This is a genomic window from Bauldia sp., assembly GCF_020442045.1.
GTDB lineage: Bacteria > Pseudomonadota > Alphaproteobacteria > Rhizobiales > Kaistiaceae > Bauldia.
In genome coordinates this window covers 1-12,902 of sequence record NZ_JAGRLA010000052.1, presented here as the reverse complement: position 1 = coordinate 12,902, position 12,902 = coordinate 1, and the positions used below count along the sequence as shown (strand labels likewise).

The window sequence follows — 12,902 nt, the reverse complement described above, 5'->3', positions numbered from 1 at the left end:
CTCGTCACCTATCTACCGACCGACAGTCGCGTGAGGGGAACCGTATGTATCGCAAGTATGCGCTGATAACCGGCTTCAGTGTCGGCGTCGGTTTGGCCGGAAGCGCTTTCGCGGACGATCTCGCCGAGTCCGTCAGGGCGATTCCCGGTTCGGTGGAAGACGTTCGGGTCAGCGGCACCTGGGAGGATGCCGATCGGAACGGCGTCTACCGGGTCGTCATCGCCCGGACCGGCCTGGAGCCCGTGACCGCCCGGCTGTTCGTCCAGTGGGTCGCCTACGAGGCGGATGGCAGCGCGGTGATCGACCAGTCCGTCGAAATCACCGAACTTGCCGACCTCGGCCTCGATGTCGTCGACTACGAGACGGAGTCGGACGCCGACGGCCTGTCGGTCTTCCTTCAGACGGTCGACCCGAGTGACGGATTCGACGAGACCTTCGAATTGCACATGTTCTCGCCGACCGAGTACATCTTCGGCCCGGCGACCAACTGACGGCGCTCAGTGTCCGTGGTGGTCGTGACCCGCCGCCGCGGTCTCCATCATCCGATGGCCGACGACCTGGGCGCTGTCGCCCCTGCATTCGGTCGCCGTATGTTCGAGTTCGAGCATGGCGTGCCTCACGCCGAACCTGGCGCTGACCATCGCCTTGATGCGCTGCTTGACGACCTCGCCGTCAGGCTCCTCGCCGTCTTCCTCCCGGAGCACGACATGCGCTTCGAGGGCGGAATGCCGCTCGTCGATCGACCAGATATGCAGGTGATGGACGCTCTTCACGCCCCTCACCCCCGACATCGCGGCGACGAGATCGGGAACGTCGATTTCGGGCGGCGTGCCGAGCATCAGGATGCGGATGGCGGCGCCGATCTCGGCGAAGGCCATCCACAGGATGTAGCCCGCGATGAGGAGGGTGACGATCGGGTCGACGATCGTCCAGCCGAACAGCAGGATCAGCGCGCCGGCCGCGATGACGCCGATCGAACCGAGCGCGTCGGCGACGTTATGCAGAAAGGCGGCACGGATATTCATGCTCTCCTTCGAGAGGGCGAAGGTGAGCAGCGCGGTGGCCAGATCGACGACCAGCGCCACGCCGGCGATGATCACGACGAGCCAGCCATCGACCGGTTCCGGATCGAGAAACCGGATGATCGCCTCGTAGACGAGATAGAGGCCGATGACGATCAGCGTCGTGTAGTTGATCAGCGCGGCGACGATCTCGGCGCGAACGTAGCCAAAGGTCATCGAATCGTCCGAGGGACGGCGGGCGATGCGACGCGCCGCGAAGGCGATACCGAGCGAGGCGGCATCGCTGAGATTGTGGAGCGCGTCGGCGACCAGCGACAGGCTGCCGGCGAGAATGCCGCCAACCGCCTGGGCGACGGTCAGCAAGACGTTGACCGCGACCGCCCATGCCACGCGGCGGTCGCCCGCGCCGCCCTCCGCGACATGATGATGATGGTGGTGGTGGCCGCTCACGTCGTTCGATCTCTTTGGACGGGGTGTCCTAGCAAACCCGCTTCCCGGGTGCAAAGCACGGAGGCATGATGGACATCTACTTAGCCGTTTACCTCGACCTTAGATTAAATCCCGGTAATCGTTGACATTCCCTCGGCTTTGCATATGTTCCGGATCGAATTCAATTCGATTGACGGTGTCGCGTCTTAAACCGTTCCGTCAGACTTCGGCCAAGGGCCGGGCTGCTCACAAAGATGAAATTTTCTGAACTTGGATTAAGCCCGAAGGTTCTCGCTTCGGTCGAGGCGGTGGGCTACGACACACCGACTCCCATCCAGGAGCAGGCGATCCCGCATGTCCTGGCGCGCCGGGATGTGCTCGGCATTGCCCAGACTGGTACGGGCAAGACGGCATCCTTCGTGCTGCCGATGCTGACCTCGCTGGAGCGCGGCCGCGCCCGGGCGCGCATGCCGCGGACCCTGATCCTCGAGCCGACCCGCGAGCTCGCGGCACAGGTCGAGGAGAATTTCAAGCGATACGGCGCCAACCACAAGCTCACCGTCGCCCTGCTGATCGGCGGCGTCTCGTTCGACGACCAGTTGCGCAAGCTCGATCGCGGCGCGGATGTTCTGATCGCGACGCCCGGCCGGCTGCTCGACCATTTCGGACGCGGCAACCTGCTCCTCAACGGTGTCGAGATCCTCGTTATCGACGAAGCCGATCGCATGCTCGACATGGGTTTCATTCCTGACATCGAGAGGATCTGCAAGCTCCTGCCCTTCACCCGCCAGACGCTGTTCTTCTCGGCGACCATGCCGCCTGAGATCCAGCGCCTCGCCGATACCTTCCTGTCGAACGCGGTCCGGGTCGAGGCTTCGGCGCCGGCGACCACCGCGACCACGGTTTCCCAGTTCCTCGTCCCCTCGGGGCGCGACTCGGTCGACAAGCGCGCGGTGCTCCGCAAGCTCATCCGCGAGGCGGAAGACCTCACCAACGCGATCATCTTCTGCAACCGCAAGCGCGATGTGGCGATCGTCCAGCGCTCCCTCGCCCGTCACGGCTTCTCGGTCGGCGCCCTGCATGGCGACATGGACCAGCGCTCGCGCATGGCGACGCTTGCCGATTTCCGCGCCAACAACCTCACCCTTCTCGTCGCCAGCGACGTCGCGGCGCGCGGCCTCGACATCCCGGCGGTGAGCCACATCTTCAATTTCGACGTTCCCACCCACCCGGAGGATTATGTCCACCGCATCGGCCGCACCGGCCGCGCCGGCCGCAAGGGAACCGCGGTCACCATCGTCACGCCGCTCGACAAGAAATACGTCGCGGCGATCACCAAGCTCACCGGCCAGCCGATCGACATGATGCAGGTCGAGGCTTCCGACGAGCTTGCCAATGCCCGCTATGGCAAGCGCCATCACAAGCACGAGGCCGATGCCGACAGGCAGGACGTCGTCGCTGCGGCTGCCGATGGTGCGGCGGAGGGCGCCTCCGGCGAGGAAGCCGCCAACGGCGATGCCACCCAACGCGGGCGCGGAGAGCGCAAGCCGAAGCGGGAGCCGCGCCGCGGCCGCGAAAAACATGACTCCGAAGCGCAGCGCGAAAAGCAGAACGCCTTCGGCAGCCAGGAAGACATCCCCCAGTTCCTGCTGCGGTCGGTCCGTCCCGCCTCCGCGTCCTGACGGAGACGAGGCGAGGCCTCAGGGCGTGCCCTTCGCCCTTCCCTTCCTGCCCTTCACCGATTTCCGTGCCTGCGCTCGCTCGGCCACAGCAAATGCTTCTTGCGAGAGCTCGACGAAGCGCTCCGGCTCGTCGTAGACGCCGTCGGGCAGCCGCCAGTAGGACGTCACCACGGTCCTCCCCTTCGCGTCATAGGAAAACGGGTTGCTGCCCTCCGCTTGGTAGCGGGCCCGCGTCGTGTCGTCCGCCTTCAGGTAGAGGACGTCGTCGATGATCAGGGCGAACATCATCCCCTCCCGGAAAATGCCGACGCCGCCGAACATCCGGCGGAAGGCGACGCGCCCGAAGGGCTCGAACAGCTCCCTGGCGAATTCCTCGAACTCGCTGGCCACCGGCACCGGCCCGCTACGCGCCGGCCGGCGCGCCCTCTGCCGCCGGCTTCAGCATCACGGATTCGCCGCAGCCGCAGGCCGACACTTCGTTGGGATTCTGGAAGGTGAAGCCGGAGCGGAGCTTGGTCGTCTCGTAGTCCATGACGCTGCCGAGCAGGAACAGGATCGCGGTCGGGTCGACATAGACATTGACGCCGTGCTCGCTGACCACGTCGTCGGCGGGATTGGCGGTCTCGACCGGATCGAGGGTGTATTCCATGCCCGCGCATCCGCCCTTCTTGACCCCGACGCGCACGCCCAGCAGCTCCTTGTCGGAGCCGTCGACAATCTCGCGGACGCGCGCCGCGGCGCGCTCGGTCAGATACATCACCGACGGACGGGGGCGTGGGTTTGCCATACCGGTCTTCCTCATGCGTAGGCAGGTTTCGCCTGCGAACCCCTAAGATGGGGTGATTTGCCTCGCCAGACAACCGCGGGGGTCACCGGCGGATATCAGTAATTCGACCATATCCCGGGTGTCGCCAGCTCGCCGAGATGGCCCTCCGGATCCCGGAAATACAGGCTCCTGCCTCCCGAGGGCCAGTCGACCTCGCTTTCGACGGCGACGCCTTCGTCTTCCAGATGCCGTTTCCAGTCGCCATAGGCGGCGGCGGGAATGGCGAAGGCGAAATGCTGGGGACCGGCGCCGTCATGCGGCGGGATGGAGCTCCCCCCGACCGGCACCGGCGCCGTCGTCCCGCCCCGCCTGAACAGGATCAGCACATGCCCCTTGCCGGCATCCATCGCCACGATCCGGTCCTCGGCCACCATCGCCGTGAATCCGAAGACGCGCTCGTAAAAGGCGCGGGTTGCCGGCACGTCGTCGCAATAGAGACAGGTCTCCAGCACCCCGTCGATCTTCGGACGACCGGTCACCGGCGTGGCCCTCAGTACCAATCGAGGGCGACCTTCGCCTCGTCCGACATGCGATCCGGCGTCCAGGGCGGATCGAACACCATCGCTACGTCGACCCGGCCGACCCCCGGCACGAGGCTGACCGCGTTCTCGACCCACATCGGCATCTCGCCGGCCACCGGGCAGCCGGGCGCGGTCAGGGTCATGTCGACGGCAACGTTGCGGTCGTCGTCGATATCGACCTTGTAGATCAGGCCGAGCTCGTAGATGTCGGCCGGAATCTCGGGGTCGTAGACGGTCTTGAGGGCAGAGACGATGTCCTGGGTCAACCGTTCCAGCTCCTCCGGCGGAATGGCGGAGCCAGTCGCCTGGGGGGTGACCGGTTCAGCCATCCCGTCGTCGAGCACGACCGGGTCGGTTGACGTCTTCACCTCGCGGCCCGCGGTATCGGTCGGTCGGTCATCCATGGCGTCGCTCATACAAAGAACTCATGGGCTTTCTGCAGCGCCTCGGCCAGCGCATCGACCTCGCCCAGGGTATTGTACATGCCGAAAGAGGCACGGCAGGTAGCCGTGGTTCCATATCGGGAGAGAAGCGGCTGCGCGCAATGGGTCCCCGCCCGCACCGCGACGCCCGACCGGTCGATGATGGTCGAGATGTCATGGGGATGGGCGCCCGCCATGTTGAAGGACACGATCGCGCCCTTGTCGCTGGTCGTTCCGTAGAGGGTCAGGCTGTTGATCTTCGACAGCCGTTCCATCGCATAGGCGCGGAGCGCCGCCTCATGCGCGGCGATCTTCTCGCGGCCGATGCTCTCGATATAGGCCAGCGCCGCGCCGAGGCCGATCGCCTGGACGATCGGCGGCGTCCCCGCCTCGAAGCGATGCGGCGGCTCGGCATAGGTCACGCCGTTTTCAGTGACCTCGGCGATCATCTCGCCGCCGCCCATGTAGGGCGGCATCGCCGTCAGCCGTCCGCTCTTGCCGTAGAGCACGCCGATCCCGGTGGGGCCATAGAGCTTGTGCCCGGTCAGGCAGTAGAAGTCGCAGTCGATGTCACGGACGTCGACCGGCGCATGCACCGCGCCCTGGCTGCCGTCGATCAGCACCGGAATGCCCCGCGCATGGGCGATCCGGCAGATCTCCTTGATCGGCACCACCGTGCCCGTGACGTTCGACATATGGGTGATGGCGACGATCTTCGTGCGATCGGTCAGCAGCTTCTCGAACTCGTCGAGCAGGAACGTCCCGTCGTCGGCGATCGGCGCCCAGCGGATGACCGCGCCCTTGCGCTCGCGGTGGAAGTTCCACGGCACGATGTTGGAATGATGCTCCATGATCGAGAGGACGATCTCGTCGCCCTCGCCGATCGCGTCGCGGCCGAAGGACGAGGCGACGAGGTTGATCGCCTCGGTGGCGTTGCGGGTGAAGATGATTTCCTCGACCCGGTCGGCATTGATGAAGCGGCGGACGGTCTCGCGCGCCTCCTCGTATTTCTCCGTCGCGGCATTGGAGAGGAAGTGGAGGCCGCGATGGACATTCGCATATTCGCTGCCATAGGCCGCCGACACCGCGTCGATCACCGCCTGCGGCTTCTGCGCGGAGGCCGCGTTGTCGAGATAGACCAGCGGCCTGTCGTAGATGGTGCGGGCGAGGATCGGGAAGTCCCGACGCACGGCTTCGACGTCATAGGCCACCGCCGTCGTTGCCGTCGGGGCGTTCATGTCGCCGCTCCCCGCCGTTCGAGCCAGCCCGAGACGATACCCTTCAGCGCCTCGGCGACCGGCTCGTCGTCGATCGCATCGATCGCCTCGTCGAGGAAGGATTCGATCAGCAGCCGTTCCGCCTCCTTCCGCGGCAGGCCGCGCGACATCAGGTAGAAGAGCATGGTCTGGTCGATATCGCCGGCGGTCGCGCCATGGCCGCAGCGGACGTCGTCGGCGAAGATCTCGAGTTCCGGCTTCGAGGCGAACTGCGCCTCGTCGGAGAGCAGCAGCGCCCGGGTCATCATCTTCGCGTCGGTCTTCTGCGCGTCGCGCTCGACCGCGATCATGCCCTGGAAGGCGCCGGTCGCCCTGCCGTCGACGACATTCTTGAACAGCTCGGTGCTGGTCGAGTCCGGCGCCACGTGGCGCACGACGAGGGCATTGTCGCCGTGCTCGGTGCCGGCCAGCATGGTCGCGCCGTAGAATCCGGTCCTGGCGCCCCTGCCCTCGATCATCACAAAGCCCTGCCAGCGCGACAGCGCCGCGCCGCGGTTGACCGCCAGGTGATCGAGGGTCGCGTTGCCGGCGACGCGCGCGACGAAGCTGGCGAGATGCTGCGCCGCCTCGCTCTCGGTCTGGACGCGCGACCAGGTCACCTTCGCGCCGAGCCCGATATCGAGCTCGGTCAGCGCGTTGACCTGATAGGCAATGCCAGCCGGTCCGCGAAAGCTCTCGATGAGGCGCATCGAGGCATTCGCGCCGACCTCGACGACGCTGCGGCAGACGACCGAAACCGGCTCGGCCGCGGCCGTCAGATAGACCACCTCGAGCGGGCGGGCCGGCTTCGCATCGGCCGCGACCTTGACGTAGACGCCGCCCGCGAACAGCGCCGTGTTCAGCGCCATCACCACGTCGTCGCTGTCCTCGAACAGCCGGCCGATGCGGTCGGGCGCGTTCTTCGCGACATCGGCAAGGGCCTCGACGGTGACGCCTTCGACCCCATCGAGGTCGGACAGCTCCGGCCGATAGACGCCATTGGCGACGACGAGTTGCGCCCGGTCGAGACCGGCGATCGGATCGTCCTCGGCGACCGGCGCCAGGAGATCCGGTGTCGCCGGGCCGGCAAGCGGTGCCGCGGTGCGGAGCAGCGCCCGGAGGTCGGTATATTTCCAGGCCTCGACGCGGCGATGGGGCAGGCCGAAGCGCTCGAACAGCGAGAAGGCGGCGTCGCGGCGTTCCCGCACCCGCTCGCCACCGGGAAGCGCGTCGCGCGCCGCCGCGAATTCGGCAGCGAGTGTCTCTTCCGCCTTGGTCCGGACGGTACGTGGCTCAGCAGTCATCTCGATCCTCAGGCCGCCGCCTCGACGAACTCGGCATAGCCCCGCTCCTCGAGTTCCAGCGCCAGCTCCTTGCCGCCCGAACGAACGATCTTCCCGGCCGACAGCACATGCACGAAATCCGGCACGATGTAGTTCAGCAGCCGCTGGTAGTGGGTGATCACCAGCATCCCGCGCTCCGGCGAGCGGAGCTTGTTGACGCCGTCGGCGACGAGCTTCAGCGCGTCGATGTCGAGGCCGGAATCCGTCTCGTCGAGGACGCAGAGCGACGGCTCCAGCAACGCCATCTGCAGGATCTCGTTCCGCTTCTTCTCGCCGCCGGAGAAACCGGCATTGAGCGGCCGGCGGAGCATTTCCTGAGTCACATTCAGCTCTTCGGCGACTCCCCTGACCTTGCGCATGAAGTCGGGCGTCGATAGCTCCTCCTCGCCGCGGGCCTTCCGCTGGGCGTTGAGCGCCGCCTTGAGGAAGGTCATGGTCGCCACGCCCGGGATCTCCACCGGATACTGGAAGGCGAGGAAGACGCCGGCGGCGGCCCGCTCGTCCGGTTCCATCTCCAGCAGGTCCTTGCCGAGGAAGCGGACCGCGCCGCCGGTGACCTCGTAGCCGTCGCGGCCGGCCAGCACATAGGCCAGCGTCGACTTGCCCGAGCCGTTCGGCCCCATGATCGCGTGCACTTCGCCGCGCTCGACCGCGAGGTCGATGCCGCGGAGGATCTCCCGTCCGTCGACATTGGCGTGGAGGTTCTCGATTTCAAGCAATGCCATTCACACGTTTCCTGTTCTGTCGTCCCGGCGGCGCCGGCCTCGGCCAGTCGTCATCGGGGCGAAACAACTCTACCCGCCCGGTACGGTCCGGCACGCGCCGGAAGCCCCGATCCCCGGCCAAATAACGGCCGCGGCCTATGTCGCGCTCATCGGCTCGCCGGCCCGTTCCAAACCCGTCTCAGGGCGTCTACTCCCCGTCCCAGTAGTCGAGGGAATTCTCCGCGCGGCCGATATAGCGCACGCCGCCGCTTCCCGTATTCCAGTCGAAACGCGACGAGACCGCGAACTTGCCGGAGTCCGGATACTCGACCACGTCCGTCTCGGTCTTCGTCGAGAAGGCGAGGTATTGCAGGTCGCCCTCGCCCGTATTGACGATCTGGTGCGCGTTTTCCGGTCCGCCCTTAGGCGCCGCGAGGACGTCGCCCGACCGGATCGGATAGCGTTCGTCGCCAAAGCGGTATTCGCCCGTCCCGACCAGGATCACGAACAGCTCGTCGATCGCGTGATGGACGTGATAGGGGAAGGCGGCCTTGCCGGGCGGCACGATCGTCACGTTGCAGCCGATGCCCTTCGAGCCGATCCGGGCGGCGACCTGGCCGAGCCTGGCGGCGAATTTGTCGCCGTGGCCGGTATCGCGAAACTCGACCTCGGATATGTTGACCACCGGTTTCACCGTCTCGCCCATCTCGCCCCTTCCCTGTTCTTCGTCTCCGCCGGCCTAGCCGACGCTCCCTTCAAGGCTGACGCCGATCAGCTTCTGCGCCTCGACGGCGAATTCCATCGGCAGTTGCTGGATGACGTCCTTGACGAACCCGTTGACGATCAGCGCCACCGCTTCCTCGTCACCGAGGCCGCGGCTCTTGGCGTAGAAGAGCTGGTCGTCCGAGATCTTCGAGGTGGTCGCCTCATGCTCGAAGTTCACGGTCGGGTTCTTGGCTTCGATATAGGGCACCGTATGGGCGCCGCAGTCATTGCCGATCAGCAGCGAGTCGCAGTTGGTGTAGTTGCGCGCGCCGGTCGCCTTGCGGTGGCTGGTGACGAGGCCCCGGTAGGTATTCTGCGAGAAGCCGGCGGCGATGCCCTTGGAGATGATCCGGCTCTTGGTGTTCTTGCCGAGGTGGGTCATCTTGGTCCCGGAATCGACCTGCTGGTACCCGTTCGACACGGCGATCGAATAGAACTCGCCTACCGAGTCGTCGCCGCGCAGGATGCAGCTCGGATATTTCCAGGTGATCGCCGAGCCGGTCTCGACCTGCGTCCACGAGATCTTGGAGCGGGCGCCGCGGCAGTCGCCACGCTTGGTGACGAAGTTGTAGATGCCGCCCTTGCCCTCGGCATTGCCGGGATACCAGTTCTGGACCGTCGAATATTTGATCTCGGCGTCCTCCTGGGCGATCAGCTCGACCACCGCCGCGTGGAGCTGGTTCTCGTCGCGCATCGGCGCCGTGCAGCCCTCGAGATAGGACACATAGGCGCCCTTCTCGGCGATGATCAGCGTCCGCTCGAACTGGCCGGAATTCCGCTCGTTGATGCGGAAATAGGTCGACAGCTCCATCGGGCAGCGGACGCCTTCCGGCACGTAGACGAAGGAGCCGTCGGAGAAGACCGCCGAGTTGAGCGTCGCGTAGAAGTTGTCGGTCACCGGGACGACGGAGCCGAGATACTTCTTCACGATCTCCGGATGGTCGCGGATCGCCTCGGAGATCGAGCAGAAGATGACTCCGGCCTTCTTCAGCTCCTCCTTGAAGGTGGTGACCACCGAGACGGAATCGAACACCGCGTCGACCGCCACCTTGGCGCCCTGGACTCCGGCCAGCACCTCACGCTCGCGCAGCGGAATGCCGAGCTTCTCGTAGGTGGCGAGCAGCTCCGGATCGACCTCGTCGAGGCTCTTCGGCCCGGCCGTGCTCTTCGGCGCCGCGTAATAGTAGATGTCCTGGAAGTCGATCTTCGGATAGCTGACCCGCGCCCAGGTCGGCTCGGCCATGGTCAGCCAGCGCCGATAGGCGTCGAGCCGCCATTCGAGCATCCATTCCGGCTCGCCCTTCTTGGCCGAGATGAAACGCACGGTATCCTCGGACAGGCCCTTCGGCGCCTTGTCCGTTTCGACATCCGTGACGAAACCGTATTTGTATTGGTCAACGTCGATCCCGCGAACGGTATCGACCGTTTCCTGAACGGCAGGCATTGTCTTACTCCATCCACTGCGGCTTCAAGGACCGCGGGTCGAGCTTCTCGGCGCGGCTCAGGCCGCCCGAACGTGTCCCGGCGCTACGTGCTTTAGCACGCGAGCCCATCTCTTTGCGAATAAATCTAAGGTGGATTCCCCGGATTCCCACCCCAAAGAGAGACGGATTCCCGTTTTTGCGGCTTTCTCCTGCACTCCCATAGCCGCCAATACATGGCTTGGCGAGACCTTTCCCGACGAACAGGCGGAACCGGATGAAACCGCCACTCCTTCGAGGTCGAGGGCAATCACCAGGGTTTCGGCCGGTACCCCGTCCACGCCGATGCACAGGGTCTGGGGCAAACGCGGCGCCCCGCCGCCGAAGACCGTCACCTTCGAGGCGCTCGCGGCGATGGCATCGGCGATCCGGTCTCGCCATGCGCTCCAGCTTTCCGCCATCGGCAGATCGGCCAGCGCGGCCTCCGCGGCCGCTCCGAATCCGACGAGCCCGGCGACGTTCTCTGTCCCGGCCCTGAGCCGCTTCTCCTGGCCGCCGCCGCGGATCAGGGGCGCGAAGGTCAGCGCCTCCGAGGCGCGGACGATGGCGCCCGCGCCTTGCGGTCCGCCGATCTTGTGCGCTGACAGCGTCAGCACGTCGACGCCGAGGGCGGCGATATCGACCGGAATCCGCCCCGCCGCCTGCACCGCATCGGTATGGATGATGGCGCCTGCCCGGTGTGCGAGGGCCGCGATCTCCGCGACCGGCTGGATGACGCCCGTTTCGTTGTTTGCCAGCATGACCGAGACCAGCGGCCGCCCTTCTTCCGCCGCGAGCCCCTCCAGGATGCGCTCCAGGCTGTCGAGCCGCAGGAGTCCGTTACCGTCGACCGGAATGGTCCTCACCCGGTCTTCGGGGAACCGCCCGCCGGCCAACACGGATGCATGCTCGGTCGCGCCGGTCACCAGGAAATCCGCCCGATGCGGATGGCCGCCGCTCCGCCAGTCGGGCGTCAGCACCGTGTTGTTGGCCTCGGTCCCGCCACTGGTGAAGGTCACCAGCCTGGCATCGCCACCGACCAGCGCAGCCACCTGACGCCGCGCGGTCTCGACAAGACGGCGCGCCTCGCGCCCCTCGGCATGCACGGACGACGCGTTGCCGACCTTCGCCAGGACATCGATGATGGCCTCGCGCACCACCGGGCGGAGCGGCGCCGTCGCGTTATAGTCGAGATAAAGGCGGTCCATGGCGGACTTGCAAGACCATGCTTTGCCGCGGAACGCAAATCACATCGCCCGGGTCGCCCGAGATCGACGTCCTTCGTCATTTCGACCGGCCGATCGCCATCGTCCGGCCCATGGTGCCACGGCGCTCCCCGAGGTCGATGACACGGCCCTCGACATCGGCCCGTTCCGCGTCAATCGGAGGGCGCTCACCGGTCGAAAGCCGGGGCGCGCGACGCGTCCGCCCTTTTGCTTGAAATCGCCCCCGCCGATCGTGATATGAATGCCGCCCCTCGCGCGCGACAAGGCGTGGCCCGGCCCGAGTGTCCCTCCGTTCTGCCGGCGCCCCAGAAGAGAGAAGTCGACAAGACATGCCAGAAGTCATTTTCACCGGTCCCGCCGGCCGCCTCGAAGGGCGTTTCCAGCCCGCGAAGCGGAAGAACGGCCCGATCGCCATCATCCTCCATCCGCATCCGGCGTTTGGCGGCACGATGAATAATCAGGTCATCTACCAGCTCTTCTACATGTTCTCGAAGCGCGGCTTCGCGGTTCTCCGCTTTAATTTCCGTGGTGTCGGCCGCAGCCAGGGCGAGTTCGACCACGGCGCCGGAGAGCTTTCGGACGCGGCCGCCGCGCTCGACTGGATCCAGTCCGTCCACCCGGATGCGCGCGGCTGCTGGGTCGCCGGCTTCTCCTTCGGCGCCTGGATCGGCATGCAGCTCCTGATGCGCCGTCCCGAGGTCGAGGGCTTCATTTCGATCGCGCCGCCGGCCAACCTCCACGACTTCACCTTCCTTGCGCCCTGCCCGTCCTCGGGCCTCATCGTCCACGGCGATTCCGACCGCGTCGTGCCGCAGAAGGACGTCCAGGCGCTGGTCGACAAGCTGAAGACCCAGAAGGGCATCAAGATCGATCAGCAGATCGTTCCCGGCGCCAACCACTTCTTCGAGAACCACGTCGACGAGCTTCTCGACATCTGCGCCAACTATGTCGACATGCGCCAGGCGATGATCGACGCCGCATAGGCAGCGGGCGAATGGCGCGGGAGGGCCGGAGCGCCCTCCTTCCCGACCAGCCTTCAAAGCGACCTGACGATCCCCTGCGGGGTCCGGAAATAGCCGATATCGGCGAGCAGATGAGGCGAGAGGCGACGGATCACGCGTATCGTCCGGCGGCTCTCCGACGGCTCCATTCGCGCGACCTGTCGTGACGCCGCGATGGCGAGAAGGCTCTTCCCGGGCTCGATCGACATGACTGATGTCCTCCTCGTGCGAAGCAATCGGCGTTT

15 protein-coding genes are annotated in these 12,902 nt (G+C 66.0%); 3 read left to right on the top strand and 12 right to left on the bottom strand.

Annotation, left to right across the window (positions count from 1 at the left end):
• Positions 1 to 44 precede the first annotated feature (44 nt).
• Positions 45 to 491, top strand: coding sequence for a hypothetical protein (locus KDJ86_RS06015; protein ID WP_291743950.1), 447 nt, complete (start codon positions 45 to 47; stop codon positions 489 to 491).
• Positions 492 to 497: 6 nt separating this feature from the next.
• Here KDJ86_RS06015 and KDJ86_RS06010 read toward each other — a convergent pair whose 3' ends face one another.
• Positions 498 to 1,472, bottom strand: a complete 975-nt coding sequence (locus KDJ86_RS06010; RefSeq protein WP_291743948.1) for a cation diffusion facilitator family transporter — start codon at positions 1,470 to 1,472, stop codon at positions 498 to 500.
• A 233-nt stretch (positions 1,473 to 1,705) separates the two neighbouring features.
• Between KDJ86_RS06010 and KDJ86_RS06005 the strand changes: the two genes are divergently transcribed.
• Positions 1,706 to 3,133, top strand: a complete 1,428-nt coding sequence (locus tag KDJ86_RS06005) for a DEAD/DEAH box helicase (RefSeq protein WP_291743946.1) — start codon at positions 1,706 to 1,708, stop codon at positions 3,131 to 3,133.
• A gap of 18 nt (positions 3,134 to 3,151) precedes the next feature.
• On the opposite strand, the gene KDJ86_RS06000 is transcribed toward KDJ86_RS06005, so the two are convergent.
• From KDJ86_RS06000 to KDJ86_RS05955, 10 genes are all read right to left on the bottom strand, one after another.
• A complete protein-coding gene (locus KDJ86_RS06000; RefSeq protein ID WP_291743944.1) occupies positions 3,152 to 3,523 on the bottom strand; it encodes a TfoX/Sxy family protein in 372 nt (123 codons plus the stop codon).
• 13 nt (positions 3,524 to 3,536) lie between these two features.
• Positions 3,537 to 3,920 (bottom strand): HesB/IscA family protein, encoded by a 384-nt coding sequence (locus KDJ86_RS05995; RefSeq protein ID WP_291743942.1) that lies wholly within the window; start codon positions 3,918 to 3,920, stop codon positions 3,537 to 3,539.
• Positions 3,921 to 4,015: 95 nt separating this feature from the next.
• Positions 4,016 to 4,459, bottom strand: a complete 444-nt coding sequence (locus tag KDJ86_RS05990; RefSeq protein WP_367116755.1) for a VOC family protein — start codon at positions 4,457 to 4,459, stop codon at positions 4,016 to 4,018.
• Positions 4,450 to 4,809 carry an SUF system Fe-S cluster assembly protein gene (locus KDJ86_RS05985; RefSeq protein ID WP_291744010.1) on the bottom strand — a complete coding sequence of 120 codons (360 nt, stop codon included), beginning with the start codon at positions 4,807 to 4,809 and terminating at the stop codon, positions 4,450 to 4,452. The genes KDJ86_RS05990 and KDJ86_RS05985 overlap by 10 nt, the downstream gene beginning before the upstream one ends.
• An 83-nt stretch (positions 4,810 to 4,892) precedes the next feature.
• The gene (locus tag KDJ86_RS05980; protein WP_291743940.1) at positions 4,893 to 6,140 is read right to left on the bottom strand and encodes a cysteine desulfurase; all 1,248 of its coding nucleotides are present in this window, start codon (positions 6,138 to 6,140) and stop codon (positions 4,893 to 4,895) included.
• Positions 6,137 to 7,462 (bottom strand): Fe-S cluster assembly protein SufD, encoded by a 1,326-nt coding sequence (gene sufD, locus KDJ86_RS05975; protein WP_291743938.1) that lies wholly within the window; start codon positions 7,460 to 7,462, stop codon positions 6,137 to 6,139. Before sufD ends, KDJ86_RS05980 begins: the two co-directional genes overlap by 4 nt.
• Before the next feature lie 8 nt (positions 7,463 to 7,470).
• Positions 7,471 to 8,226: a Fe-S cluster assembly ATPase SufC gene (gene sufC, locus KDJ86_RS05970; RefSeq protein WP_291743936.1), complete on the bottom strand. Its 756-nt coding sequence runs from the start codon at positions 8,224 to 8,226 to the stop codon at positions 7,471 to 7,473.
• Between the two features lie 187 nt (positions 8,227 to 8,413).
• Entirely contained in the window at positions 8,414 to 8,911 is a 498-nt protein-coding gene (locus tag KDJ86_RS05965) for a cupin domain-containing protein (RefSeq protein WP_291743935.1), read from the bottom strand.
• 33 nt (positions 8,912 to 8,944) lie between these two features.
• Positions 8,945 to 10,414, bottom strand: a complete 1,470-nt coding sequence (gene sufB, locus KDJ86_RS05960; RefSeq protein WP_291743933.1) for a Fe-S cluster assembly protein SufB — start codon at positions 10,412 to 10,414, stop codon at positions 8,945 to 8,947.
• Positions 10,415 to 10,471: 57 nt separating this feature from the next.
• Complete coding sequence (locus KDJ86_RS05955; RefSeq protein ID WP_291743931.1) at positions 10,472 to 11,638, bottom strand: cysteine desulfurase family protein; 1,167 nt, start codon at positions 11,636 to 11,638, stop codon at positions 10,472 to 10,474.
• A gap of 347 nt (positions 11,639 to 11,985) precedes the next feature.
• Between KDJ86_RS05955 and KDJ86_RS05950 the strand changes: the two genes are divergently transcribed.
• Complete coding sequence (locus tag KDJ86_RS05950; protein WP_291743929.1) at positions 11,986 to 12,639, top strand: alpha/beta hydrolase; 654 nt, start codon at positions 11,986 to 11,988, stop codon at positions 12,637 to 12,639.
• A gap of 53 nt (positions 12,640 to 12,692) precedes the next feature.
• Here KDJ86_RS05950 and KDJ86_RS05945 read toward each other — a convergent pair whose 3' ends face one another.
• Positions 12,693 to 12,866, bottom strand: coding sequence for a YjiS-like domain-containing protein (locus KDJ86_RS05945; protein ID WP_291743928.1), 174 nt, complete (start codon positions 12,864 to 12,866; stop codon positions 12,693 to 12,695).
• Positions 12,867 to 12,902 lie beyond the last annotated feature (36 nt).